The sequence below is a fragment of the Pseudoclavibacter sp. VKM Ac-2888 genome, assembly GCF_015351285.1.
GTDB lineage: Bacteria > Actinomycetota > Actinomycetes > Actinomycetales > Microbacteriaceae > Pseudoclavibacter.
The window spans coordinates 426,267-451,484 of record NZ_JADKSM010000001.1 but is presented as its reverse complement, the minus strand read 5'-3'; the positions used below and the strand labels follow the sequence as shown (position 1 = coordinate 451,484).

General features: G+C 66.6%; 22 protein-coding genes and 2 pseudogenes. 11 read left to right on the top strand and 13 right to left on the bottom strand.

Annotated elements, in window-relative coordinates:
- Positions 1–75: 75 nt before the first annotated feature.
- The 6 genes from pgl to tkt form a co-directional block, all read right to left on the bottom strand.
- Positions 76–831, bottom strand: a complete 756-nt coding sequence (gene pgl / locus ITJ61_RS02125; RefSeq protein WP_104341073.1) for a 6-phosphogluconolactonase — start codon at positions 829–831, stop codon at positions 76–78.
- Positions 828–1,826, bottom strand: a complete 999-nt coding sequence (locus ITJ61_RS02120) for a glucose-6-phosphate dehydrogenase assembly protein OpcA (protein ID WP_104241215.1) — start codon at positions 1,824–1,826, stop codon at positions 828–830. Before ITJ61_RS02120 ends, pgl begins: the two co-directional genes overlap by 4 nt.
- The gene (gene zwf, locus ITJ61_RS02115; RefSeq protein ID WP_236558410.1) at positions 1,823–3,364 is read right to left on the bottom strand and encodes a glucose-6-phosphate dehydrogenase; all 1,542 of its coding nucleotides are present in this window, start codon (positions 3,362–3,364) and stop codon (positions 1,823–1,825) included. Before zwf ends, ITJ61_RS02120 begins: the two co-directional genes overlap by 4 nt.
- 105 nt (positions 3,365–3,469) lie before the next feature.
- Positions 3,470–5,056: a glucose-6-phosphate isomerase gene (locus ITJ61_RS02110; RefSeq protein WP_194685321.1), complete on the bottom strand. Its 1,587-nt coding sequence runs from the start codon at positions 5,054–5,056 to the stop codon at positions 3,470–3,472.
- A 9-nt stretch (positions 5,057–5,065) separates the two neighbouring features.
- On the bottom strand, positions 5,066–6,184 hold the full coding sequence (gene tal, locus ITJ61_RS02105; RefSeq protein ID WP_194685320.1) for a transaldolase: 1,119 nt from the start codon (positions 6,182–6,184) through the stop codon (positions 5,066–5,068).
- 77 nt (positions 6,185–6,261) lie between these two features.
- Positions 6,262–8,352, bottom strand: a complete 2,091-nt coding sequence (gene tkt, locus ITJ61_RS02100) for a transketolase (RefSeq protein ID WP_104241211.1) — start codon at positions 8,350–8,352, stop codon at positions 6,262–6,264.
- 243 nt (positions 8,353–8,595) lie between these two features.
- Here tkt and ITJ61_RS02095 point away from each other — a divergent pair, with 243 nt between their 5' ends.
- Positions 8,596–9,498, top strand: a complete 903-nt coding sequence (locus tag ITJ61_RS02095) for a heme o synthase (RefSeq protein WP_236558549.1) — start codon at positions 8,596–8,598, stop codon at positions 9,496–9,498.
- Positions 9,499–10,117: 619 nt separating this feature from the next.
- On the opposite strand, the gene ITJ61_RS02090 is transcribed toward ITJ61_RS02095, so the two are convergent.
- The gene (locus ITJ61_RS02090) at positions 10,118–11,083 is read right to left on the bottom strand and encodes a COX15/CtaA family protein (protein ID WP_104241209.1); all 966 of its coding nucleotides are present in this window, start codon (positions 11,081–11,083) and stop codon (positions 10,118–10,120) included.
- 262 nt (positions 11,084–11,345) lie between these two features.
- Between ITJ61_RS02090 and sufB the strand changes: the two genes are divergently transcribed.
- The 8 genes from sufB to ITJ61_RS02050 all read left to right on the top strand — a co-directional run bounded on the left by sufB (position 11,346) and on the right by ITJ61_RS02050 (position 19,999).
- Positions 11,346–12,764 (top strand): Fe-S cluster assembly protein SufB, encoded by a 1,419-nt coding sequence (gene sufB, locus ITJ61_RS02085; protein ID WP_104242038.1) that lies wholly within the window; start codon positions 11,346–11,348, stop codon positions 12,762–12,764.
- Positions 12,765–13,970, top strand: coding sequence for a Fe-S cluster assembly protein SufD (gene sufD, locus ITJ61_RS02080; protein ID WP_194685319.1), 1,206 nt, complete (start codon positions 12,765–12,767; stop codon positions 13,968–13,970).
- The gene (locus ITJ61_RS02075; protein ID WP_104299032.1) at positions 13,967–14,299 is read left to right on the top strand and encodes a non-heme iron oxygenase ferredoxin subunit; all 333 of its coding nucleotides are present in this window, start codon (positions 13,967–13,969) and stop codon (positions 14,297–14,299) included. Before sufD ends, ITJ61_RS02075 begins: the two co-directional genes overlap by 4 nt.
- Positions 14,300–14,302: 3 nt before the next feature.
- Complete coding sequence (gene sufC / locus ITJ61_RS02070) at positions 14,303–15,067, top strand: Fe-S cluster assembly ATPase SufC (RefSeq protein WP_068481926.1); 765 nt, start codon at positions 14,303–14,305, stop codon at positions 15,065–15,067.
- A 9-nt stretch (positions 15,068–15,076) separates the two neighbouring features.
- On the top strand, positions 15,077–15,409 hold the full coding sequence (locus tag ITJ61_RS02065) for a metal-sulfur cluster assembly factor (RefSeq protein ID WP_104241206.1): 333 nt from the start codon (positions 15,077–15,079) through the stop codon (positions 15,407–15,409).
- Positions 15,410–15,589: 180 nt separating this feature from the next.
- Complete coding sequence (locus tag ITJ61_RS02060) at positions 15,590–17,188, top strand: ABC-F family ATP-binding cassette domain-containing protein (RefSeq protein ID WP_104241205.1); 1,599 nt, start codon at positions 15,590–15,592, stop codon at positions 17,186–17,188.
- Between the two features lie 106 nt (positions 17,189–17,294).
- The gene (locus tag ITJ61_RS02055; protein ID WP_194685318.1) at positions 17,295–18,281 is read left to right on the top strand and encodes an IS481 family transposase; all 987 of its coding nucleotides are present in this window, start codon (positions 17,295–17,297) and stop codon (positions 18,279–18,281) included.
- A gap of 125 nt (positions 18,282–18,406) precedes the next feature.
- Complete coding sequence (locus ITJ61_RS02050) at positions 18,407–19,999, top strand: hypothetical protein (protein WP_194685317.1); 1,593 nt, start codon at positions 18,407–18,409, stop codon at positions 19,997–19,999.
- A gap of 190 nt (positions 20,000–20,189) precedes the next feature.
- On the opposite strand, the pseudogene ITJ61_RS02045 reads toward ITJ61_RS02050, so the two are convergent.
- A pseudogene (locus ITJ61_RS02045) lies at positions 20,190–20,773 on the bottom strand (recombinase family protein).
- 8 nt (positions 20,774–20,781) lie between these two features.
- On the opposite strand from ITJ61_RS02045, the pseudogene ITJ61_RS19670 reads away from it, so the two are divergent.
- Positions 20,782–20,910 (top strand): annotated as a pseudogene (locus tag ITJ61_RS19670) (integrase core domain-containing protein); the annotation flags it as partial.
- 96 nt (positions 20,911–21,006) lie between these two features.
- On the opposite strand, the gene ITJ61_RS02035 reads toward ITJ61_RS19670, so the two are convergent.
- From ITJ61_RS02035 to ITJ61_RS02025, 3 genes are read right to left on the bottom strand one after another with little or no spacing between them, the layout of a single operon-like run.
- Positions 21,007–21,861, bottom strand: a complete 855-nt coding sequence (locus tag ITJ61_RS02035) for an SURF1 family protein (RefSeq protein WP_194685316.1) — start codon at positions 21,859–21,861, stop codon at positions 21,007–21,009.
- Positions 21,858–22,139: an acetone carboxylase gene (locus ITJ61_RS02030; protein WP_228496563.1), complete on the bottom strand. Its 282-nt coding sequence runs from the start codon at positions 22,137–22,139 to the stop codon at positions 21,858–21,860. The genes ITJ61_RS02035 and ITJ61_RS02030 overlap by 4 nt, the downstream gene beginning before the upstream one ends.
- Positions 22,132–22,407 carry a DUF3099 domain-containing protein gene (locus ITJ61_RS02025; protein ID WP_146080201.1) on the bottom strand — a complete coding sequence of 92 codons (276 nt, stop codon included), beginning with the start codon at positions 22,405–22,407 and terminating at the stop codon, positions 22,132–22,134. Before ITJ61_RS02025 ends, ITJ61_RS02030 begins: the two co-directional genes overlap by 8 nt.
- Before the next feature lie 80 nt (positions 22,408–22,487).
- On the opposite strand from ITJ61_RS02025, the gene fabG reads away from it, so the two are divergent.
- Positions 22,488–23,198, top strand: coding sequence for a 3-oxoacyl-ACP reductase FabG (gene fabG / locus ITJ61_RS02020; RefSeq protein WP_104241202.1), 711 nt, complete (start codon positions 22,488–22,490; stop codon positions 23,196–23,198).
- A 119-nt stretch (positions 23,199–23,317) separates the two neighbouring features.
- On the opposite strand, the gene serB is transcribed toward fabG, so the two are convergent.
- A complete protein-coding gene (serB, locus tag ITJ61_RS02015; protein WP_194685315.1) occupies positions 23,318–23,977 on the bottom strand; it encodes a phosphoserine phosphatase SerB in 660 nt (219 codons plus the stop codon).
- The gene (locus tag ITJ61_RS02010; RefSeq protein ID WP_104241200.1) at positions 23,974–25,215 is read right to left on the bottom strand and encodes a glucose-1-phosphate adenylyltransferase; all 1,242 of its coding nucleotides are present in this window, start codon (positions 25,213–25,215) and stop codon (positions 23,974–23,976) included. Before ITJ61_RS02010 ends, serB begins: the two co-directional genes overlap by 4 nt.
- Positions 25,216–25,218 lie beyond the last annotated feature (3 nt).

Genomic DNA, 25,218 nt, shown 5'->3' with positions numbered 1-25,218 from the left:
GCTGAGCAACGAACAACGGCCCCGTCCGAGAGTCTCCTCTCGACCGGGGCCGTTGTTCGTGCGCCGAACTGGCGCCTAGCCGAGTGCCTCTGCGGCTGCGGCATCAAGCAGCAGCAGCGTCTCGAGGCGACCGGTCGCGGCGCCGAGTGGTGATTCCTTCGCGATGACTCCCTCGGTGGCGGCGAGGCGAACGGCGTCTGCCTTCTCGGCACCGGTGACCACGGCCCAGACACGCGCGGATTCGCGGATGGCCGGGAGGGTGAGCGTCACCCGTTCGGGAGGCGGCTTCGGCGAGTCACGGATACTGTCGACAAGCGCCGAGGTCTCCTCGAGTCCCTCCGTTCCGGGGAAGAGCGACGCGGTGTGTCCGTCTCCGCCAGCACCGAGCAGCACGAGGTCGAGCGACGGGATGCCGCCGGGGACCCCGTCTGCCGGCGGGACGAGTGCACGCAGCTCGGCCTCGTAGGCTGCGGCGGCATCCTCGAGGGACTCTCCGCTGTCGCTCGCGAGCGTCGCGTGCAGGCGTGCCTGCTCGAATCCGGCCGCGCCCTTCAGTGCCTCGGCGACCGCGACGACGTTCCGCTCGTCGTGGCCCGTCGGAACGAATCGCTCGTCGGCGAACCAGACGTGCACGCGCGACCAGTCGAGGCCCGCGCGCTCCACCGCGGCGACGAAAGCGGGGAGCACTTTCGTCGCGACGGAGCCGCCGCTCACGGCGATGTGGAGCTCCGCCGTCGTGGAACCCAGCAGCCGCGCGAAGCGCTGCGCCGTGTGCTCGGCAACCGCCGAGACGGAGGGCTCGACGTGCCTGCTTCGAGCGGCCTGTGTCATGCCTGCACTCCCTCGTTCTCCGCCGACTCGTCCGTCGTGGAAGCGGTCTCTGCGACCGCGAGCTCCCGGGCTTCCGTCTCGGCGGCCTCGGCGAGCACCTCGCCGAAGACGCGGTCGGGGCCGAGCGAGCGGAGCTCCTCTGCAAGGACATCCGGGAGGTCCCTCACGGGCATCGGGATCTTCTGCTCCGGCTGACCCGGCTGCGTGAGCACGACGGCGGAGTCGCTGACCCGCTCGAACGTGACCACGCCGCTCGGGCGGGTGAGCTTGATCGCACGGAGCTGAGCTCGGCCGAGCTCTCGCTCAGTTGCCTGGGCGAGCCGGACCGGGACCTGCAGCGCCAGCTGCAGCCAGGCCGCCATCAGGAGGGTCGACGTGTGCGAGGGACGCCCGATGACCTCGACTTCCTGGATGGGCTCGTACGGGGGCTGGTCGAGCACCGCGGCGATCTGCGCGCGCCAGCTGGTGAGCCTGGTCCACGCGAGGTCGCTGTCGCCGTCGCAGAAGCCCTCTGCGAGCTTCGTGACGGTCTCACCGCCGTTGCTGGCGCTGCCGGAGTCGACGATGCGCAGCTGGGCGATGCGACCGAGCGACGAGGCGCTCGGGGCGCCGAGCGCGGAGTCGGGCCACCAGGCGACCACCGGGGCGTCCGGCAGAAGCAGTGCCTGCACCAGGGTCTCGGGATCGTCCGCCGCGGGTCCGGAGACGTGCAGCACGATGACCTCACTGGCCCCGGCGTCTCCGCCGACTCGGATCTCCGCGTCCATGTTCGAGGTCTTCGCGGTGCGGTCGACGACGTGGATGACGATGACGCGCATGGGGTGCTCGCCTGAGGCGGAGTTGGCTGCGGCGATCGCGGCCTCGCCTCGCCGCTCGCCGGTCGAGATGACGAGCGTGAGCACGCGCCCGAGCGCGACTGCTCCGCCTTCTTCTCGCATCGACACGAGCCGCTTCGAGACGGCTGAGGTCGTGGTGTTGCCGAGTTCGATGATCACGGGCGCCTCCAGGTGCGGCCATCGCGGGCGAGGAGGGCCGTGGCCGAGGCCGGACCCCAGCTGCCGGGTTTGTAGAGTTCGGGTTGTCCCTGCGTCGCCCAGTACTCCTCGACGGGGTCGAGGATCTTCCAGGAGAGCTCGACCTCCTCGTGGCGCGGGAAGAGGGGCGGATCGCCGAGCAGCACGTCGAGGATGAGTCGCTCGTAGGCTTCCGGGCTCGACTCGGTGAACGCGTGGCCGTACCCGAAGTCCATGGTCACGTCGCGGACGTGCATGCCGGATCCTGGAATCTTCGATCCGAAGCGGATGGTGACGCCTTCGTCCGGCTGCACGCGGATCACGAGGGCATTCGGCCCGAGCGACGTCCGCTGCGCCTCCTCGAACAGGTACAGCGGACCCTGCTTGAAGGTGACGGCGATCTCCGTCACGCGGCGGCCCAGGCGCTTGCCCGTCCGAAGGTAGAACGGCACCCCAGCCCAGCGGCGGGAGTCGAGTTCCACGCGAAGGGCGGCGTAGGTCTCCGTGGTCGACTGCGGGTTCATGCCGTCTTCCTCGAGGAAGCCACGCACGAACTCGCCACCCTGCCATCCGGAGCCGTACTGGCCTCGGGCGGAGGCGAGCGACAGGTCGCGGGGGAGCCGGACCGCTGCGAGCGCCTTCTCCTTCTCTTGGCGGAGGTCCTTGGCGTTGAAGGAGAGCGGCTCTTCCATCGCGGTGAGCGCGAGCAGCTGCAGGAGGTGGTTCTGGATGACGTCGCGTGCGGCGCCCACTCCGTCGTAGTATCCGGCGCGACCAGACACGCCGATGTCCTCCGCCATGGTGATCTGCACGTGATCGACCGTGTTGGCGTTCCAGAGCGGCTCGAACATCGAGTTCGCGAAGCGCAGCGCGAGGATGTTCTGCACCGTCTCCTTGCCGAGGTAGTGGTCGATGCGGAAGATGGCGTCGCTCGAGAAGACCGACTCGACGATGCTGTTCAGCTCGCGAGCCGACGCGAGATCGTGCCCGAACGGCTTCTCGATGATGACTCGGCGCCAGGAGTCCTCTCGCTCATCCGCGAGTCCCGAGCGTCGCAGCTGGGTCGTGACCTCGGGGAAGGATCGCGGCGGGATCGACAGGTAGAAGGCGTGGTTGCCTCGCGTGCCCTGGTCCTCGTCGAGCTCGTCGAGCACTGACTTCAGCGAGTCGAAGGACTCATCGTTGTCGAACTCACCCGAGACGAAGCGCATGCCCTTCGCGAGCTGCGTCCAGACCTCCTCGTTGAACGGGGTCCTCGCGTGCTGCTCGACGTTCTCCTTGACGAACGCACGGAACTCGTCGTCCGACCAGGGCCGGCGCGCGAAGCCGACGAGTCCGAACGAGGGGGAGAGGAGTCCGCGGTTGGCCAGGTCGTAGACCGCTGGCAGGAGCTTCTTGCGGGACAGGTCGCCCGTTACTCCGAAGATGACGAGGCTCGACGGTCCCGCGATGCGGCGGAGTCGCCCGTCGTCGATGGACCTGAGGGGGTTGTTGTCAGCGCTGATGTCGACTGGCGTCACAGCGTCGCCTCCTTTTTTGTGTAGGCACGAGTGTTCTGTTCTCCGGGGAGACCCGGAGACGGGGCGGGGACGCGAGGGGTCTCGCATCCCCGCCCCGATGATCGATCAGCGCGAGATGGCTCCGAGGAGCGCGTCGAGCCCGTGTCCGCCTTGCCCGAGGTCGATCCGCAGGACTGGCTGCGAGTGCGACTCGAGCACGGAGGCGTCGCCGGCAGCCTGCGCGGAGATGAGCGTCCCGAAGGTGAAGGGGCGCTCTGGGATCTCCAGGTCCTGCGGCTCAGCCGAGGTGATCTGGAGGAACGCCCCGACCTTCGGGCCGCCCTTGTGGAACTGGCCGGTGGAGTGCAGGAAGCGAGGGCCCCAGCCGAAGGTCACGGGGCGGCCTGAACGCTGCGCGAGCTCGTCCCGGAGCGCCTCGAGTGCCCCGAAGCGGTTCCGGTCGACGTAGGCCTGAACCGACAGGTAGCCGTCCGACGGGATGAGCTCCACGAGGGCGTCGATGGCGCCGCTCAGCGTGCTCTGCCCCTCGACGACGGACTGGGTGCCGCGCACCTCGACGCCGTCGATCGCGAAGGCCGCCGGAGTCGGCTCCGGTGTCGCCTCGAGCAGACCGCGTGCTGCGACCTTGGCCGATTCGACATCGGGCTGGTCGTACGGGTTGATGCCGATGACGGCTCCCGCGACGGCGACTGCCGTCTCCCACAAGACGAACTGGCCGCCGAGGGTGCCGGAGACGGCGATGTCGTCGCCGGCAGCCGGGGTTGCCTCGGCGTCGCCGACGACCCGAACGAGCTGCAGGTCAGCGGGGCGCGCGGCGACTTCCGGAGCGCGGGAGGTGAGGACCACGGGGAGGATCCCGAGGTCGTCTTTACCGGTCGACTCGGCGATGAGCTGCTCGACCCAGTCGCCGAAGCCGACGATGGACGTGCCGTCGTCGAGGACGCCGAGGAATCGCTTGGCGGCGATCGCCGCGCCGAGGACGAGCGCGGGGTTGCTCTCGTCGTCGACCGAGACGACGGTCGCCGCGACGCCTGCGTCGTCCAGGAGGCCGGCGATGTCGACGCCCGCGAGCCCGGAGGGGACCAGGCCGAACGCGGTGAGTGCCGAGAAGCGGCCACCGACGTGAGGGTCGGCCAGGAACACCCGGTAGCCGGCCTCACGCGAGGCGGCCTCCATGGGCGAGCCCGGGTCGGTCACGATCACGATGCGGCTGGCCGGGTCGATGCCCGCCGCCTCGAAGGCGTGGGCGAACGTCCGGCGCTGCGAGTCGGTCTCGACCGTCGAGCCGGACTTCGAGGAGACGATGATGGCCGTCTTCTCGAGGCTCTCCTCGACGGCGGCCCGGACCTGAGCCGGGTCGGTCGAATCGAGGACCACGAGCTCGACGCCGGCGGTGCGCGTGATGACCTCCGGAGCGAGCGACGATCCGCCCATTCCGCAGAGCACGAACCGCGTCACGCCGGCATCCGCGAACTCGGCCTTGAGAGCCAGGATGCCCTCAACGAGGTCGCGGGAGACCTCGTGCGCACGAGTCCAGCCGAGTCGAATCGCGGATTCGGCCTCAGCAGCGGCTCCCCACAGGGTCGCGTCCTGCGCGAACAGGCGGGAGGCGAAGCGATCGCCGACGAGGGCGCCGACCTTCTCGGCGGCGGCAGCGGAGGCCGCGCCCGAGGTGCTGACCTTGATGCCCACGGCGCGGACCTACGCCTTCGCCGCTGCAGCCTGGAGCTGCGAGTCGACGGTTGCCTTGAGCTCCTGCCAGGAGACGATGAACTTGTCGACGCCCTCGGTCTCGAGCTGCTCGGTCACCTCGACGTAGCTCACGCCGATCGCCTCGAGCGCGTCCAGCGTCGTGTTCGCGGCGTGCGCGGTGCCGGCGACGGTGTCACCGGTGATGACGCCGTGGTCGGCGACAGCCTCGAGGGTCTTCTCCGGCATGGTGTTGACGGTGTCGGCCGCGACGAGCTCCGTGACGTAGAGGGTGTCGGGCAGCGCGGGGTCCTTGACACCGGTGGAGGCCCAGAGCGGGCGCTGCTTGTGCGCACCTTCCTCGAGCAGGAGCTTCGCGCGCTCGCTCGAGAATTCCTCCTCGAAGGCCGCGTAGGCGAGGCGAGCGTTCGCAAGAGCCGCGAGGCTCTTGAGCGCGATCGCGTCGTCGGTGCCGATCGCGACGAGACGCTTGTCGATCTCGGCGTCGACACGCGACACGAAGAAGGAGGCGACAGAACGGATCGTCGACAGGTCGTGTCCACGCTCACGCGCCTGCTCGAGCCCGGAGAGGTACGCGTTGACGACCTCCCGGTACCGGCTCAGGCTGAAGATGAGGGTGACGTTGACGCTGATGCCCGAGGCGATGACCTCGGTGATCGCGGGGAGGCCCTCGACGGTGGCCGGGATCTTGATCATGGCGTTCTTGCGGTCGACCGTGGCCCAGAGTCGCTTGGCCTCGTCGATGGTCGCGTCGGTGCCGCGAGCGAGCTCGGGGGAGACCTCGATCGAGACGCGCCCGTCGAGTCCGTTGCTCGCCTCGTAGATCGGCAGGAAGAGGTCGCAGGCCGAGCGCACATCGTCGGTCGTGATGTCGAAGATCGCCTCGTCGACGCTGGCACCGCGGGCCTGGAGCTCGGCGACCTGCGCGTCGTATGCCTCGCCCTTGCTGAGCGCGCCGGCGAAGATCGTCGGGTTCGTGGTCACGCCGACGATGCCCCGCTCGGCGATGAGGCGCTCGAGGGCGCCCGACTCGAGGCTGGAGCGGGAGAGGTCGTCGAGCCAGATGCTGACGCCGGCCTCGGCGAGTGCTGCTGTTGGTGTTGAAGTCATTGCTGGTGTTCCTTCGCGTTGCTGGTGAAGAAGTGCTGGGTACCGCTGCATGGGCGAACGGTGCCGCCCGTGGACGGCTAGCGCGCGAGCGACTCGAGCGCCGCGTCGACGACGGCGTCCGCCGTGATGCCGTAGGCCTTGTAGAGCTCGGGCTGGTCAGCGGATGCGCCGAACGTCTCGATGGAGACGCTGCGGCCCTTGGGGCCGACGAACTGGAGCCAGGGGAGCGCGAGGCCGGCTTCGATGCTCACGCGAGCCTCGACGGCCGACGGCAGCACGTGCTCCCGGTAGGCGTCGTCCTGCTCGGCGAACCACTCGAAGCTCGGGACGGACACGACTCGCGTCGGGTGTCCCTGAGCCTGCAGGGTCTCGCGGGCCTCGAGTGCGTACTGCACCTCGGAACCGGTGGCGAGCACGATGACCTCAGGCGCTCCGCCGGCAGCCTCCGCGAGCACGTAGGCGCCGCGCTTCGTGCCAGCAGCCGAGCCGAACTCCTGCTCGTTGGCGTCGCCGGAACCGCGTGCGATGACGGGGAGGTCCTGACGCGAGAGGATGAGGCCGGTCGGGCCGCCTCGACGGCTCACGACCTCGAGCCAGGCGGCAGCCGTCTCCGGGCCGTCGGCTGGGCGAACGACCGCGAGGTTCGGGATCGCGCGGAGCGCGGTCAGCGACTCCACAGGCTGGTGCGTCGGCCCGTCGCCGCCGAGGGCGATCGAGTCGTGCGTCCAGACGAAGATCGACGGGATGTTCATGAGCGCGGCGAGACGCACCGAGGGGCGCATGTAGTCGCTGAACATGAGGAAGGTGCCGCCGAAGGCGCGCGTCTTGCCGTGCAGGGTGATCCCGTTGAGGATCGCGCCCATGGCGTGCTCGCGGATGCCGAAGTGCAGCACGCGGCCGTACGGGTTGCCCGTCCAGCTGGACGTCGAGAACTTCTCGGGGATGAACGACGCGGCCTTGCTGATGGTCGTGTTGTTCGAGCCGGCGAGGTCGGCAGAGCCACCCCACAGCTCCGGCAGGTGTGCCGCAAGCGCGTTGATCGCCTCACCGGAGGCCTTGCGGGTCGAGACCTTGGCGACGCCCGCGAAGTCGGGGAGCGCATCCGCGATGCCCTCTGGCAGCTCATCGGCCTCGAGGCGCTCGAGGAGCTGCGCGCGCTCCGGGTTGGCGCTCTTCCAAGCGTCGAAGCTCTGCTGCCACTCCGCGCGAACGGGCGCGACGCGGTCGGCGAGACCGCGGGTGTAGGCCAGCACGTCGTCGGCGACCTCGAAGCTCTGCTTCGGGTCGAACCCGACGAGGCTCTTGACGGCCTCGAGCTCGGTCTCACCGAGCGCGGAGCCGTGGATGCCGCCCGTGTTCTGCTTGGTCGGGCTCGGCCAGCCGATGATGGTCCGGAGCACGATGATCGAGGGGCGGCCCGTCTCGGCCTGCGCCGCGAGCGTCGCGTCGTGGAGAGCCGCGAGGTCCTCGTGGTACTGCTCTCCAGCGGTCCAGTCGACCGTCTGCACGTGCCAGCCGTAGGCCTCGTAGCGCTTCGCGACGTCCTCGGTGAAGGCGATGTCGGTGTCGTCCTCGATGGAGATCTGGTTCGCGTCGTAGAACACGATGAGGTTGCCGAGCTCCTGGTGTCCGGCAAGCGAGGATGCCTCGCTCGTGACACCTTCCTGGAGGTCGCCGTCGCTCGCGATGACGTAGACGCGGTGATCGAACGGGCTCTCCCCGACCGCGGTCTCTGGGTCGAACAGGCCGCGCTCGAAGCGCTGCGCGTAGGCGAACCCGACGGCGGACGCGAGTCCCTGGCCGAGTGGGCCGGTCGTCATCTCGACGTGGTCGGTGTGCCCGAACTCGGGGTGCCCAGGCGTCTTCGAGCCGAACTGGCGAAGCTGCTTGAGGTCATCGAGCTCGAGGCCGAAGCCGCCCAGGTACAGCTGGCAGTACTGCGTCAGCGAGGAATGCCCTGCGGACAGGATGAAGCGGTCTCGACCGATCCAGTGCGGGTCCTTCGGATCGACCCGCATCACGTGCTGGTAGAGCAGCGTCGCGAGGGGAGCAAGGCTCATCGCCGTGCCGGGGTGTCCACCCTTCGCCTTCTCAACTGCGTCTGCCGCCAAGATCCTTGCTGTGTCGACTGCACGTCGATCGAGCTCGGACCACTCAAAATTCGTCACACTGCGTCCCGTCGTCGTTGGGAAAGGGCCGCCTCACAGCTTATCGCCACGACGGGTCCGCGCGGGGGGAACGTCGTTCAGTTCCCGGTCATGTTTCTCCGTGCGACGAGCCTCACAGCGCTTTCAGCCGGGTGTGAGGCTGGCCGCACCCAGGAAACGGGACGGCTTCTGGGCAAGAGCAGATAGAATTGCCAGCAGATTTCGAGCGAAGAGGAATTGGTGGCTTTGTCTGTCGATGAACTAGTGGCCGTGGCACCCCCGGAGCGGAAGCCTTTCGGGCGCAAGGTACGGGCCTACGTGGCGCTGACGAAACCTCGAATCATCGAGCTGCTCCTCATCACGACGGTCCCGACGATGTTCCTCGCCCACGGTGGCGTCCCGAACTTGTGGCTCGTCCTCGGTGTGGTCCTCGGCGGAGCGATGTCCGCGGGCAGCGCGAGCGCCTTCAACTGCTACATCGACCGCGATATCGACCGCCTGATGAAGCGCACCGCCAAGCGTCCGCTCGTCACGGGCGAGCTCTCAGACCGAGAGGCTCTCGTCTTCTCGTTCGCCCTCGGCATCCTGTCGATCGTCGTGCTCTGGCTCGTCGCGAACCCGCTGACTGCAGCGCTCTCGCTCGGCGCGATCCTGCTCTACGTCGTCTTCTACACGATCGTGCTCAAGCGCCGCACGGAGCAGAACATCATCTGGGGTGGCGTGGCTGGCTGCATGCCCGTCCTCATCGGCTGGGCCGGCGTCACCAACTCGCTCAGCTGGGCGCCGTTCGTGCTCTTCGCGATCATCTTCCTGTGGACTCCGGCCCACTACTGGCCGCTCTCGGTGAAGTACCGAGACGACTACGCCAAGGCGAGCGTGCCGATGCTGTCCGTCACGGAGGGCGAGCTCTCGGTCTCGCTGCAGACCGTCCTCTACGCGTGGGCGACGGTCATCTGCTCGCTCCTGCTCGTGCCGGTCGCGGGGATGGGCTGGCTCTACACCTCGGTCGCGCTGCTGTCGGGCGGCTGGTTCCTCTACGAGGCTCACGTGCTCTACTACCGCACGATCACCGGCAAGGGCGGCAAGCCCATGAAGGTCTTCCACCTTTCGATCACGTACCTGACGCTCGTCTTCGTCGCGGTCGGAATCGACCCGCTGATCTCCTAGATCACGGTTGCCCGCGAGGTCAACACCCAGCCCGAGGTCAACACTCAGATCGCTCGCGACCGCGTGCGATCGCGCAGGAAGCGACCACGGCGAGCGGGCCGGGTTCTCGCGGTGGTCGCAACACCGTGGTGCATCAGATCGATTCCAGCCGGCGCCCGGCTTGGAGTCTCCCCACCGCCGGTGGGAACTGGTCGCCCTCGCTCCTCGTCCAACGAGCCTCGCCCTCGCCCACCCCTCTCGGGACACCCACGCATCCCGCCCTACCGCCCTACCTCCCTACCGCCCTTCATCCGCTCGCCCAAAGCTGAGTTGTGGTCGTGAAGACTCGCTCCAAGCAACCACAACTCAGCTCTCGGCGGACTGCTGGGGCGCGGGCCGGGGCGCGGGCGCGAGGTGCGGGCGCGGGCGCGGGCGCAGGGTTGTGGCCAGGTGTTGTTGCCACTTGCCCCGACCGCGTTTCGCCACAACTCTGCGCGCACCCGCCGGGTTTGGAGGCGCGCCCGCGGGGTGAGCTGGGCGGCGCGGCGGGCAGCTTGCGGGCGGCGGGGACATGCAGCGGGGACATGCAGCGGCCCCGGCGAGCCGTGCTCGCCGGGGCCGCTGCATCAGCCGATCCCGATCAGACGCGCGCTGGGCGTCCTTCGCGACGGATGGTGGCGACGGCGGTCGTGGCGACGGCGATGGTCGTGACCGAGAGCACCATATGGACGATGACGAGCGTGATGGGAAGTCCGGTGCGCGCCTGCCAGATGCCGACGGCCGCTTGCGCGACGATGAGGCACAGCAGGCCGATCGAGACTCGCCGCGTCGCCGCGAAGCCCCGAACCGAGGCGACCACGACGAAGATGAGCGAGCAGGCGAGCAGGATGTAGGCCGGCCAGGAGTGCACGTGCTGCATGATGACCGGATCGAGGCCGTTCCGCGAGGCGGCCGAGTCTCCGGCGTGGGGCCCAGAGCCAGTCGTGAGTGCGCCGACGAAGACCGTCACCCACACCCACACGTTGACGACGACGCTGATCGTGAGCACGAGGCCGGCGCGGCTGACATCGAGCCGGGTCCCCACCTCGGGGACGGGCTCGCCGCTTCGCACGCGGAACAGCAGCACCGCTGCGATGGCGCAGATGAGGCCGGAGATGAGGAAGTGGAGGCCGACGATGTCGGGGTTGAGCCCCGTGAGCACCGTGATGCCGCCCACGATCGCCTGCAGGATGATGAGGAGACCGATCGAGAACGCGGGGACGGCGAGGCGCATGCCGCGGGGGCGCACGCGCAGCACGGCGAGGAACAGCAGCAGGGCGATGATGCAGAGGATGCCCGTCAGCAGGCGGTTGCCGAACTCGATGACGCCGTGGATGCCCATCTCGGGCGTGTTGATGAGCGACCCCTCCGTGCAGTACGGCCAGGTCGGGCAGCCGAGGCCGGAGCCGGTGAGTCGCACGAGTCCGCCCGTGCCGACGATGGCGATGTTCGCGACCAGGCTCGCCCACGCCAGGAAGCGCGTGTACCGGGTGATGCTGGTCGGCAGCAATCGCGCGCGGAGGTCATCCGCTCGTGAGGGACGGACGGGAGCGACTTGCGCGGTCACGAGTTCCTTTCAGACGCCTGGCATGTCTGGCGTAGGATAGAAGTTGTTGTCTTCGCTCGGGACGTGCGCCCGAATCGCGGCGCAGGGAACAATGGAGGCCCCTCGCGGGTTCCATTCTACGAGAGGTAGACGCACGCCGTCTGCCCGAGCGACCGCGGGCCCACCGGCCGAAGACCCCACACGCGAGACGATCGACGGCGACAGGCCCCAGAAGCAGCCGCGTGTGGAGAACGACTTCAGAGATGAGAGAGACGAGGCAGACATGTCAGATGTCCTGATCGATCGCCCAGAACTCGAGGGCCTCGGCCGCTATGAGTTCGGCTGGTCCGACTCCGATGTTGCGGGATCGTCCGCGAAGCGAGGCATCAGCGATGCCGTCGTCGCCGACATCTCGCAGCTGAAAGACGAACCCGAGTGGATGCTGAAGACGCGTCTCAAGGGCTACAAGATGTTCGAGCGCAAGCCGATGCCGAACTGGGGAGCTGACCTCTCCGGCATCGACTTCGACAACATCAAGTACTTCGTGCGCTCGACGGAGAAGCAGGCGCAGACCTGGGAAGACCTCCCGGACGACATCAAGAACACGTACGAGAAGCTCGGCATCCCCGACGCAGAGCGCCAGCGCCTCGTCGCGGGCGTCGCCGCGCAGTACGAGTCCGAGGTCGTGTACCACCAGATCAACGAGGAGCTCGAGAAGCAGGGTGTCATCTTCATGGACACCGACACGGCGCTTCGCGAGCACCCGGAGTTCTTCGAGGAGTACTTCGGCACCGTCATCCCCTCTGGCGACAACAAGTTCGCCGCGCTCAACACCGCCGTGTGGTCGGGTGGCTCCTTCGTGTACGTCCCCAAAGGCGTCCACGTCGAGATCCCGCTGCAGGCCTACTTCCGCATCAACACGGAGAACATGGGCCAGTTCGAGCGGACGCTCATCATCGCCGACGAGGGCAGCTACGTGCACTACATCGAGGGCTGCACGGCTCCCATCTACAAGTCCGACTCGCTGCACTCCGCGGTCGTCGAGATCATCGTCAAGAAGAACGCGCGAGTTCGCTACACGACCATCCAGAACTGGTCGAACAACGTCTACAACCTCGTCACGAAGCGCGCGATCGCCGAAGAGGGAGCCACCATGGAGTGGGTCGACGGCAACATCGGGTCCAAGGTCACGATGAAGTACCCGTCGATCTACCTCGTCGGCGAGCACGCCAAGGGCGAGACCATGTCCGTCGCGTTCGCAGGTCCCGGCCAGCACCAGGATGCCGGCGCGAAGATGATCCACATGGCGCCGTACACGCAGTCGTCGATCACGTCGAAGTCCATCGCGAGGGGCGGCGGTCGAGCCGGCTACCGCGGCGAGGTGCGCATCGACGCGAAGGCGCACCATTCCTCGAACAGCGTCGTCTGCGACGCGCTGCTCGTCGACACGCAGTCGCGCTCCGACACGTACCCCGCGATCGACATCCGCGTCGACGACGTGCAGCTCGGCCACGAGGCGACGGTCACGAAGGTGTCCGAGGAGCAGCTGTTCTACCTCATGAGCCGCGGCCTCCCCGAGACCGAGGCGATGGCCATGATCGTGCGCGGCTTCATCGAGCCCATCGCGCGCGAGCTGCCGATGGAGTACGCGCTGGAACTCAACAAGCTCATCGAGATGAGCATGGAAGGATCGGTCGGCTAGATGACGACGCAGGTGACGAGCGAGCAGATCAACCCGCTCGGTCTCAACAAGCACAGCCACGGGCCTGGGTCCGAGGTGCCGGTGCAGACGAGGTCGGAGCGGTTCACCTCCTTCGACTTCGCCGACTTCGCGCCGCTGAGTGGTCGCGGGATCGAGTGGAAGTACACCCCCGTCGCGAAGCTCGATGGTCTCATCAACGGCGAGCTCACGGGCTCACGTTCCGAGCTCGAGTTCTCGGAGACCGAGGGGGTCGCAGTCAGCTGGATCCCTCGCTCGGATGCGCGGATCGGATCCGCGGGCAAGCCGGAGGACCGCGCCTCGGCGAACGCCTGGTCGAACTTCGAGGAGGCGCTGCTCGTCGAGGTCTCCGGTGAAGACGACAAGCAGTTCGTCCTGGACCGCAAGGGCTTCGGCAGTGCTGCTGTCGCCGCCCACGTCGTGGTCGACATCAAGCCGCACGCCAGGGGCCTCATCATCCTGCGCCACACCGGCGCGGCGACGGTCGCGGAGAACGTGGAGATCCTCGTCGGCGACGGGGCGAACGTCACGGTCGTCTCCATGCAGGAGTGGGAGGACTCGGCGCAGCACCTCTCGTCGCACTTCCTGTCTGTCGGGCGCGACGCCTTCATCAAGCACATCGTGGTCTCGCTCGGCGGCGGCATCGTCCGCCTCAACCCGACGCTGCAGCTCAACGCGCAGGGCGCTGACGGCGAACTGTACGGCCTCTACTACTCGGACGCGGGCCAGCATCTCGAGCACCAGGTGTTCGTCGACCACAACGCGCCGCACACGCGCAGCCGCGTCAACTACAAGGGCGCACTGCAGGGCGAAGGCGCGCGTGCCGTGTGGATCGGCGACGTCCTCATCCGCCGGAACGCACCGGGCACCGACTCCTACGAGCAGAACCGCAACCTCGTCCTCTCCGAGGGCACACGCGCCGACTCGGTCCCGAACCTCGAGATCGAGACAGGCGACATCGAGGGCGCCGGCCACGCTTCGGCTACCGGACGCTTCGACGACGAGCAGCTCTTCTACCTGATGAGCCGAGGCGTCTCCGAAGCCATGAGCCGCCGCCTCGTGGTCCACGGCTTCCTCAACGAGATCGTCCAGCAGATCGGCAGCGAGGAGATCGCCACCCACCTGCGGGATGCGCTCGAACGCGAGCTCAACGAGGGCGCAAGCCCCCTGCTCGTCGCCGAGCGATGACCTCGGTGCGTCTCTGCGCGGCAGATGACGTGAAGGTCGAGTCGCCGCAGCGCTTCGAGATCGAGGGCCAGGCCATCTGCCTGGTCCGAGACTCGGCCGGTGAGCTCTTCGCTCTCGGCGACCGGTGCTCGCACGGAGACATCTCGCTCGCCGAGGGCTTCGTGGAAGACGACTCGATCGAGTGCTGGGCGCACGGCTCCCAGTTCTCGCTCAAGACCGGCTGGCCACGCACCCTCCCCGCCTACGAACCAGTGCCCGTGTACCGCATCCAGGTGCAAGCGGGCGACATCTACATCGACCCCACTCCAATCTTCGAGGAGAAGAGCTAGCACATGTCCACGCTGCAGATATCCGACCTCCACGTCACGGTCGAGACCGACCAGGGCACCAAGGAAATCCTCCGCGGTGTCGACCTGACGATCAACAAGGGCGAGATCCACGCCATCATGGGGCCGAACGGCTCTGGCAAGTCGACCCTCGCCTACACGATCGCGGGCCACCCCAAGTACGAGGTGACCAGCGGCTCGATCACGCTCGACGGCGAGGACGTCCTCGAGATGTCCGTCGACGAGCGCGCCAAGGCTGGCCTCTTCCTCGCGATGCAGTACCCGGTGGAGATCCCCGGCGTGACGGTCGCGAACTTCCTGCGTACCGCCAAGACCGCGGTCGCCGGCGAGGCTCCGCCCCTGCGCCCGTGGCTCAAGGAGGTCAAGGCCTCCATGGCGGCGCTCCGCATGGACCCCGTGTTCTCCGAGCGCAACGTCAACGAGGGCTTCTCCGGTGGAGAGAAGAAGCGCAACGAGATCCTCCAGCTCGAGCTCCTCAAGCCCAAGTTCGCCGTGCTCGACGAGACCGACTCTGGCCTCGACGTGGACGCGCTCCGCATCGTGTCGGAGGGTGTCAACCGCGTCAAGGAGAACACCGGCCTCGGTGTGCTGCTCATCACGCACTACACGCGCATCCTGCGCTACATCAAGCCTGACTTCGTGCACGTCTTCGTTGCGGGCAAGGTCGCAGACCAGGGTGGACCCGAGCTCGCCGATCGCCTGGAGAACGAGGGCTACGACCGCTACCTCGCCCAGCAGGTCGAGGCGTAGGATCTCGCCATGGCACTGACGACACTCGAAGCGACACGCTACGACGAGATCGAGGAAGCGCTCAAGGAGGTCGTTGACCCGGAGCTCGGCGTCAACATCGTCGACCTCGGGCTCATCTACGACCTCAACTGGGACGACGACTCCGACGCGCTCGTGATCTCGATGACGCTCACCTCGGCGGGCTGCCCGCTGACCGACGTCATCGAGTCCGAGACCGCCGAGGCACTCGAGGGTGCTGTCGAGCGCTTCGTCATCAACTGGGTCTGGATGCCGCCGTGGGGTCCTGAGAAGATCACGGACGACGGCCGCGACATGATGCGCGCGCTCGGGTTCAACATCTGAGCTCGGTCCCGCAGTGAAGAGCCCCGCCCCGGCGGGGCTCTTTCGCGCCTCGTCTAGACTGGGCAGGTTGTCGGCTATGGGGCCAGGCTCGGTTCACGCCGCGACCTGGCCCCGCACCGTTTCCCGACAGACCACACGACTCACCCCGAACGCCCGCACTTCACCGAATGGAATCACTTCTTGCTCGCCGTACATGACCTCGAAATCACCATGGGTGCCCGCACCCTCATGTCGGGAGTCGACTTTCGTGTTGCCGCTGGCGACAAGATCGGCCTCGTCGGCCGCAACGGCGCGGGCAAGACGACGCTGACGAAGATCCTTGCGGGCGACACGCTCCCGACGGCCGGTCGGATCGAGCGTCGCGGCGAGATCGGCTACCTGCCGCAGGACCCGCGGAGCGGCGACCCCACGCAGACTGCCCGCACCCGCATCCTGGACGCCCGCGGGCTCGGCGAGCTGCGTCTCGGCATCGACGAGGCGACCATGGCGATGGCCGAGGGCACCCCTGCTGAGCAGGAGTCCGCGATGAAGAAGTACTCGCGCCTCGATGACCGCTTCCTGGCGCTCGGCGGCTATGCCGCAGAAGCCGAGGCGGCGGCCATCGCCAGCAACCTCAAGCTGCCTGACCGGATCCTCGACCAGGAGCTGCAGACGCTCTCCGGAGGACAGCGCCGACGCATCGAGCTCGCCCGCATCCTCTTCTCGGGTGCCGAGACCATGCTGCTCGACGAGCCCACGAACCACCTCGACATCGACTCCGTCATCTGGCTGCGCGAGTTCCTCAAGGGGTACGCGGGCGGACTCATCGTCATCTCCCACGACGTGGAGCTCGTGGGGGACACCGTCAACCGGGTCTTCTACCTCGACGCGAACCGCCAGGTCATCGACGTCTACAACATGGGCTGGAAGCACTACCTCCGCCAGCGCGAGGCAGACCAGGAGCGCCGCAAGAAGGAGCGCGCGAACATCGAGAAGAAGGCCTCCGTCCTGCAGCAGCAGGCGGCGAAGTTCGGCGCCAAGGCGACGAAGGCCACAGCGGCGCATCAGATGGCCAGGCGCGCCGAGAAGATGCTCTCGGGTCTCGAGGAGGTCCGAGTCGCGGATCGCGTCGCGAAGCTGCGCTTCCCGACGCCCGCGGCGTGCGGAAAGACGCCGCTCCGCGCATCCAACCTCTCGAAGTCGTACGGCTCGCTCGAGATCTTCACCGCCGTCGACCTGGCTATCGACCGCGGGTCCCGTGTTGTCATCCTCGGCCTCAACGGTGCAGGCAAGACGACGCTGCTGCGGATGCTCGCCGGCGTCGACGAGCCCGACACCGGCGCGCTCGAGCCCGGGCACGGCCTCAAGATCGGCTACTACGCGCAAGAGCACGAGACCCTCGACGTCGCGCGCAGCGTGCTGCAGAACATGGTGAGCGTGTCCAGCCATCTCACCGAGACCGAGGCACGCAAGGTGCTCGGCTCGTTCCTGTTCTCGGGTGACGACGTGCACAAGCCAGCCGGTGTGCTCTCCGGCGGCGAGAAGACCCGCCTCGCGCTTGCGATGCTGGTCGTGTCGAGCGCCAACGTGCTGCTGCTCGACGAGCCCACGAACAACCTCGACCCGCTCAGCCGCGAGCAGATCCTCGACGCGCTCGCGCACTACGAAGGCTCTGTCGTGCTGGTCAGCCACGACGAGGGGGCCGTCGAGGCGCTCAACCCCGAGCGCGTGCTCATCATGCCGGACGGCGTGGAGGACCACTGGACGCCCGATTACTTCGACCTCATCACGATGAACTAGGTGTACTGCCCAGGGACGTTGGTTGATGTGTGAAATCTTGAGTTGAAGAAGACCTCCGGTGGAGGGTGGAGCTGTCGAGTTCCCCATCCCAGTACCGGAGGTCTTCGTGTCTCACGCTAATGCGGCTCTTGCTCCTACTCAGAGGCGGCGCATCGCGCTGCTCATCGTCGATGAAGGATGGCCGGTCGCTCACGCTGCTGTGTTCTTTCATGTGTCGTGGCCGACCGCGAAGCGGTGGACTGATCGGTATGCGGCCATGGGGTGTGACGGGGTCCAGGATCGGTCCTCGCGGCCGCATCGTTCCCCGAGGCGCACGAGCCCGGAGCTGGAGCGCAAGATCGTGCATCTGCGGTGGAAGAAGCGCCTAGGTCCGGTCGCGATCGGCGTGATAGTCGGGTTGCCGACCTCGACCGTTCATGCAGTGCTGGTCCGAGTGCGGCTGAACCGTCTGCGTCATGTCGATGTCAGAATTGGTGAGCCGATCCGTCGCTACGAGCACGACAAGCCTGGTGCGATGATCCATGTCGATGTGAAGAAGATCGGCAAGGTCCCCGATGGTGGTGGTCATCGGTTCGTCGGCCGCCAGCAAGGAAATGAGAACATCCGGGCCACCGCTGGGCGACCCACGAACAACAAGCGCGGCCAGATCGTGGGCACCAGCTTCGTCCACACCGTCATCGATGACAACTCCCGGGGCGCCTACGCGGAGATCCACGACGACGAGACCGGTGCGGTCGCACTGCTGCGACGAGCGGTCAGCTGGTTCGAGGCTCGTGGCGTGACCGTTGAACGAGTGCTCTCGGACAACGGCTCCGCCTACACATCTCACGCCTGGCGCGACGCTTGCCACGAGCTCGGAATCAAGGCGAAGAAGACCCGCCCCTACCGGCCGCAAACGAACGGGGAGATCGAACGCTTCCACCGCACCCTCGCAGACGGTTGGGCCTTCTCGCGCCACTTCAACAGCGAATCAGCCCGCCGAGCAGCACTCCCCGGATGGCTCCACGAATACAATCACCACAGGCCCCACACCGCCATCGGAGCAAAGCCGCCCATCAGCCGGTTAACCAACCTGCCTGGGCAGTACAACTAGCCAGTTCGCTACTCAGCACAGGACGATGTTCCCCGGGGATTCAACGCGACCATATCATCTAGCCAACCTGAATGTTTGCCGATAGCTTCGAATAAACCTCAAGTGCATACCACTCTGGAGTACAAGTGAAAAAGCTCTACACGCTTCTCAGCGTGCTCGTCGTCGCGTTCTTCTTCGGAGGGATCGCGGTTACCTCGGCATATGCTGCTCCAATAACAGTGGATGCGGATGTTTCTGCACCGGCGCTGGTTTCAGCGTCGCTGGTCGCCGACGAAGTCGAACCAGGTGATGAAGTCAGCGTCCGATGGAGCGCCCGCGATGACGGCGGGATCGAGTATGTGTCGTTTGCGTTCAAGGCCCCAACCGGGCGCACGTTCTACCTCTCGACGTACGCGTACGGAACGACCGCGACTGGTCTCCAGAACGGATTCGCGAGCACGAACGTCGATGGCGGCTCCTGGCCGACTGGCACCTACACGCTGGCATACGTCACGCTGAGCGACACAGCTGGTAACTCCTCCACGAAGTCTCCCTACGACCCAGACTTCCAAACACTCACCTTCGACGTCATTGGAACGGATGCGGATGTTTCTGCACCGGCGCTGGTTTCAGCGTCGCTGGTCGCCGACGAAGTCGAACCAGGTGATGAAGTCAGCGTCCGATGGAGCGCCCGCGATGACGGCGGGATCGAGTATGTGTCGTTTGCGTTCAAGGCCCCAACCGGGCGCACGTTCTACCTCTCGACGTACGCGTACGGAACGACCGCGACTGGTCTCCAGAACGGATTCGCGAGCACGAACGTCGATGGCGGCTCCTGGCCGACTGGCACCTACACGCTGGCATACGTCACGCTGAGCGACACAGCTGGTAACTCCTCCACGAAGTCTCCCTACGACCCAGACTTCCAAACACTCACCTTCGACGTCAGAAGAGGAGGCGCGACCCCTCCCATTTCAGAACAGCCACCTTCTCCGAGCACGCCCCCGACGCCAACAGACACACCACCCCTCGAGCCGACCGAAACTGCAGTGCCAGCCCCTGACACGACTGCCCCGGAGTTCCACAGCTTGCAAGTGACCGCCGCCACCTTTAGAGATCCGAATTTCGGAATCATGTGGACGGCGATTGATGAGAGCCCACTTGCGAATGTGATGTTCGAGCTGCGGATGCCTGACGGCTCTGTCAGGTGGGTCCTGCACGCGCTAGACCCTCTTGCGCAGTTGCCCGGATTACAGCTGAGCACCTACATGGCGGATCTCTCAGACGGAACGTGGCCGAACGGTGACTACGAGATACTCACCGTTCGTCTAACAGACAGCGCCGGCAACGTCTCGGAACACACAGCAGCAACATGGAATCCAGACATAGCCCCCCAAATCTTTACGGTGGATCTGCCACTTGTGACTCCACTTCCGACAGTAGAGCCAACGTTGGAGCCAACCGTTGAGCCCAGCATGCCGCCCACGACAGGCCCAACAGTGACTTCTGCACCAGTCGAGCCTTTGCAGTCCTCGATAGCAACAGCCTCCGCGCCGTCCGAGCTACCTACCTCTGGACTACCGGTGCAAACCGAACCGTCGGACGCGTCACGCTCAGCTGACGGTCTAGCAGCAACGGGATTTGAGGGAATCATGACGATATGGCTCGGCCTCGGATCGATCGTGCTCGTGACGGGCATCTCGTTGCTCCTACTGCGTCGTAAGCCATCCGAACACTAGAGTCACGAAACACTGTGTAGTCCGTAACGCGAACCTCCGTTGTGACGGGTTGCGTTGATTCTCGTAACGAGTTCAAGTGGAGCAGAGAAGGCGCACGAACCTAGGTTTGAGTGCGTCTCACCGCAATGTGTAGGAGAGAAATCAAACAGCGCATTGATCTCAGCAGTGTGCACCTACTCAGGAGGATGATTCACTCGCGCGATGTGCGGGCTCGCTGATGGCGGTAGGGCGTGGCACGGCTCCAACCAACGAGGCGAGCTGCTTCCTCAGCAGTCCGTCCTCGCTTGCGCGCATCGGCCACGACCTGGAGCTTCTCTGCGACCTGGACAGGATCGTAGAGGGGCCGGCTGATCTTCGTGCCGTTTGGCGGGCCACGGCGATGCCAGCATTTACGCGTTCCACGATGAGCTCACGCTCGTACTCGGCAAGAGTGGCGAGCATGTTCAACATGAGACGGCCCGTCGACGTCGCTGGATCGATACCGTCCGAGACGGAGCGCACGTTGATGCCGCGCTCCCGCAGAAGGTTGACAGTGTTGAGGACATCGATGAGTGATCGCCCCAAACGATCAACGCAACCCACCACCACAGTGTCGCCGGCCTCTGCGTGCTCGAGCAATCGCTTCATGCCCCGGCGTTCGATGGCTGTCCGACGCCCGGAGGTTACATCGGCGAAGACGTCGCGCTTCTGCACGCCGACGTCGACGAGCGCGTCGAGCTGAAGCTGCGCATCTTGAGTCGCTGTGCTGACGCGGGTACAGCCGAGGAGTCTCAATCAGACAGAGCGAATCAGCCCGCCGAGCAGCACTCCCCGGATGGCTCCACGAATACAATCACCACAGGCCCCACACCGCCGTCGGAGCAAAGCCACCCATCAGCCGTTTAACCAACCTGCCTGGGCAGTACAACTAGGCAGGGCGTCCCAGCAGCAGGGTCGCTCGCTGCAAGGAAGAGCGCATGCTCCCAGCCGGGGGCATGCGCTCTTCGTGTTTGCGGGTGCTTCGGCGATCAGCCGCCGGCGCGATCGAGGATCTCGTCCTCGATCTCGGCGTCGGTCTTGCGGCGTCGTCCAGCGCGCTCTCGCTCGCGCGAGATGGCCTCGCGCACCTTCGGGTCGTCCGGGTTGCGGTCGCGGTACTCGGCCCGCAGGCCGAAGATGAGGCCGAGGAGCGCGATGATGGCGAAGATGATCCACTGGAACGCGTACGAGAGGTGGTTGCCCTCGCTCAGCGCGGGCTTCGTCGTGAGCGCGCCCGTCTCAGCGTTGGGCCGCTCCGCCGAGAGGAGTCCGTACGCGCCCGTGTAGACGCGGTCGGTGCCGAGCTCGTCGGCGAACTGCGGCAGGTGGATGGTCGCGATCTGTCCCGTGGGCGCCGTTCGTCCGGGGATCTCGGGTTCGCCGGGCTTGAGGCGAGCGACGATCGTCGCCTCGCCTTCGGGGGCAGCCGGGATGTGGTCGGGGGAGTCCTGCGCGTCACCCGTCGGAATCCAGCCGCGGTTGACGATGAACACCCGCCCGTCGTCGGTCTCGAATGGCGTGAGGATCTCGAATCCCGGCAACCCGTTGTGGGGCCGCGACCTCGCGAGCAGCTGCTCGTCGGTGAGGTACCGGCCCTGCAGGAGCACGGGAGTCCACTCCTGGTCGATCGAGAAGTCGTCGAGCGCCGGGAGCTCGCTCTCGAGGGGAACCGGCTCCCGGTCGAAGTTGCCGGTGATCCGCGCGTTCTCAGAGACCCGCTCGTCGCGCCGCTCGAACTGCCAGTGGCTCAGGAAGCCGCACGCGATCGCGAAGACGATCAGCAGGCCGAGGTAGCCGAGCCAGCGCTTCGAGAAGGCGAAGCGCCAGCGACGCTCGCCGCTCACGCGCGCCCGTCCACATCGTCGTCGAGCTGCCCGGCCGAGATGGCCGTGGCCGTCACCGGGAAGTCACGCTGGCGGAGGAAGTCTGCGAGGTAGCCGGCGTGCTCGTCGCAGGCGAGCCAGATCTTGCGACGCGCCTCGTCGTGGATGCGCGGATTCCGCCACACGATCCGGGTCGTCGCGTCGGAGCTGCACCCGGCCCGCGAGCATCGCGGCTCGGCTTCCGCGGCATCGAGCCCGCCGTTCTGGAGCGCGCCGAGCAGGTCGAATCCCTCACGCATCCGGCTTGCCTCGTCGCTGCAGGAAGCTCGGCCGTTCCACCTTCCGCGTGCGCCGCTGCGTGGCAGCGTTCGCGATGACGACAGCGAAGTAGGGGAGGAAGATCGCTCCGGCCGCGAAGACGAACATCCACGGTCCGCGCACCCAGATGAGCGCGACGAAGCAGGCCACCCTGATGAGCATCATGATGGTGTACTTCCTCATGCGGGCAGCGCGCTCGTCGTACTCGCTGTCCCCCATGGAGGTGACGTTCGTGGTGTGTGATCGCACGGTGGCAGGTGCTCCTCTCGGCGATCTGCTCAGCTTACTCCTCGCCCCTAGACTGGAGCGAACCGTCTCAAGGGAGCAGCATGACCCAAAGAACCGTCCTCGTCACGGGAGGAAACCGCGGCATCGGCTACGCCATCGCCGCACACTTCGTCAGCCTGGGCCACCGCGTCGCGGTGACCTCGCGCTCGGGGGAGGGCGGCCCTGAGGGCGCTCTCACCGTTCGGGCGGACGTCACCGACGCTGCGAGCGTCGACGCGGCCTTCACAGCCGTGGAGGAGCAGCTCGGGGCCGTCGAGGTGCTCATCGCGAACGCCGGCATCACGAAGGACAATCTCCTGCTCCGCATGTCGGAGGACGACTTCCAGCAGGTCATCGACACGAACCTGACCGGCGTCTTCCGCGTCCTCAAGCGCTCCTCGAAGGGGATGCTCAAGGCTCGCTTCGGCCGGGTCGTCTTCATCTCGAGCGTCGTCGGGCTCTTCGGCTCGCCCGGCCAGATCAACTACTCGTCCGCGAAGGCCGGCCTTGTCGGCATGGCCCGCTCCCTCACCCGCGAGCTCGGCTCGCGGGGCATCACCGCGAACGTCATCGCCCCGGGGTTCATCGAGACCGAGATGACGGCGGTGCTTCCCGAGGAGACCAAGAAGGAATACCTGTCTCAGATCCCGGCGGCCCGCTACGGAAGCGTCGACGAGATCGCCAAGACCGCCGCCTGGCTCGCCAGCGATGACGCCGGGTACATCTCAGGCGCCGTCATCCCGGTCGATGGCGGCCTCGGCATGGGGCACTAGCAGCACGTCGTCGGCCCGACGCACAGAGATCAACGAGCAGAGCGGGCCGAGCGGATCTGAATCCGCTCGGCCCGCTTTGCTCGTGGGTCTCTGCACTCGGTAGTCGCCCTGTTCGGTCGTCAGCCCTCGAGGCCAAGGGCTGCGAGCACCTGCCGCATGTCGCGATCGGGGAGGCTGACGTGCGCCTGTTCCCGGACAACCGGCTTCGCGTCGAACGCGATCGAGAGACCAGCAGCCGACATCATGCCGAGATCGTTGGCGCCGTCGCCGATCGCGACCGTGCGGGACAGGTCGATGCCGAGCTCGTGAGCCCACTCGAGCAGCGTCTCGCGCTTCGCCTCGCTCCCGATGATGGGCCCGGACACCTTGCCCGTGAGCTTGCCGTCGACGACCTCGAAGCGGTTCGCGCGCCAGCGGTCGAGGCCGAGCCGCTCTGCGAGCTCGTCGAGGATCTCGTGGAAGCCTCCCGACACGGCCGCGATGGAGCCGCCGGCCGCGTGCACGCCGTCGATGAGCTCTGGGACGCCGTCCGTGACGACGACCCGATCCACCACCGACGCGACATCCGTCGAGGAGACACCCTCGAGGAGCGCAACGCGGTGGCGCAGGCTCTCCTCGAAGTTCAGCTCGCCCGCCATGGCTCGCCCGGTGACCTCGGCAACCTCATCGGTCACCCCGGCGTAGTCGGCGATCAGCTCGATGACCTCGTCTTCGATGAGGGTCGAGTCGACGTCGAGGACGACCAGGAAGGGTGACCGGGGGGACGTGCCCGAGGTCACGGCTCGACGATCCCGAACTTCTCCACGACCGTGAGGCCAGAGTCGGTGACCGTGAAGCCGCGTCGGAGGTCGTGCTCACGGTCGACGCCGACTGAGGCGCCTTCCTTGACGATGACGTTCTTGTCCAGGATCGCGCGGCGCACGACAGCACCAGCCTGCACGTTGACTCGGTCGAAGAGGATGGAGTCGACGACTGCGGCTCCGGACTCGACGTTGTCCCACGGACCGAGCACGCTCCGCTCGATGTGCGCACCGGAGATCACCGAGCCGAGCGAGATGATCGAGTCGATCATCGTGCCCGTGGACCCACGGCTGTCCCGCACGAACTTGGCCGGGGGAGAGTTCAACTGCTGCGCGAAGATCGGCCACTTCTCGTTGTAGAGGTTGAAGATCGGCAGCGTGGAGATGAGGTCCATGTGAGCGTCGTAGAACGAGTCGATCGTTCCGACGTCGCGCCAGTAGTCGCGATCGCGTTCCGTCGACCCTGGGACGATGTTGTCCTTGAGGTCGTAGACTCCGCAGTCGCCCTGATCGACGAAGCTCGGGATGATGTCTCCACCCATGTCGTGCTTGGAGTCCTCGAGCGTCGAGTCGCGGATGACGGCTTCGACCAGCTTGTCGGCCGTGAAGACGTAGTTTCCCATCGAGGCGAGGATCTCGCCCGGGCTGTCCGGCAGCCCCTGAGCGTCTTCCGGCTTCTCGAGGAACTCGCGGATCAGCGTTCGGTCGTCCGGGTCGACGTCAATGACGCCGAACTGGTCCGAGAGCGAGATCGGCTGGCGGATCGCGGCGACCGTCGCGCTGCGCCCGGAGGCGATGTGCGCCTCGATCATCTGGGAGAAGTCCATGCGGTAGACGTGGTCCGCGCCGACGACGACCACGATGTCCGGGGACTCGTCGTTGATGAGGTTCAGGCTCTGCCGGATGGCATCTGCCGAGCCGGAGAACCACCGCTTGCCGAGTCGCTGCTGCGCTGGCACGGAGGCGACGTAGGAGTTGAGCATCGCGGGGAGACGCCACGTGTGCGACACGTGACGGTCGAGAGAGTGGGACTTGTACTGCGTCAGGACGACGATCTTGTGGAGCCCGGAATTCACCAGGTTCGAAAGCGCGAAGTCGATGAGTCGATACTGGCCTGCGAAGGGCACAGCGGGCTTTGCCCGGTCTGCGGTGAGCGGCATGAGCCGCTTCCCCTCACCACCAGCGAGAACGATGCCGAACACCTTTGCCTGTGACATGAC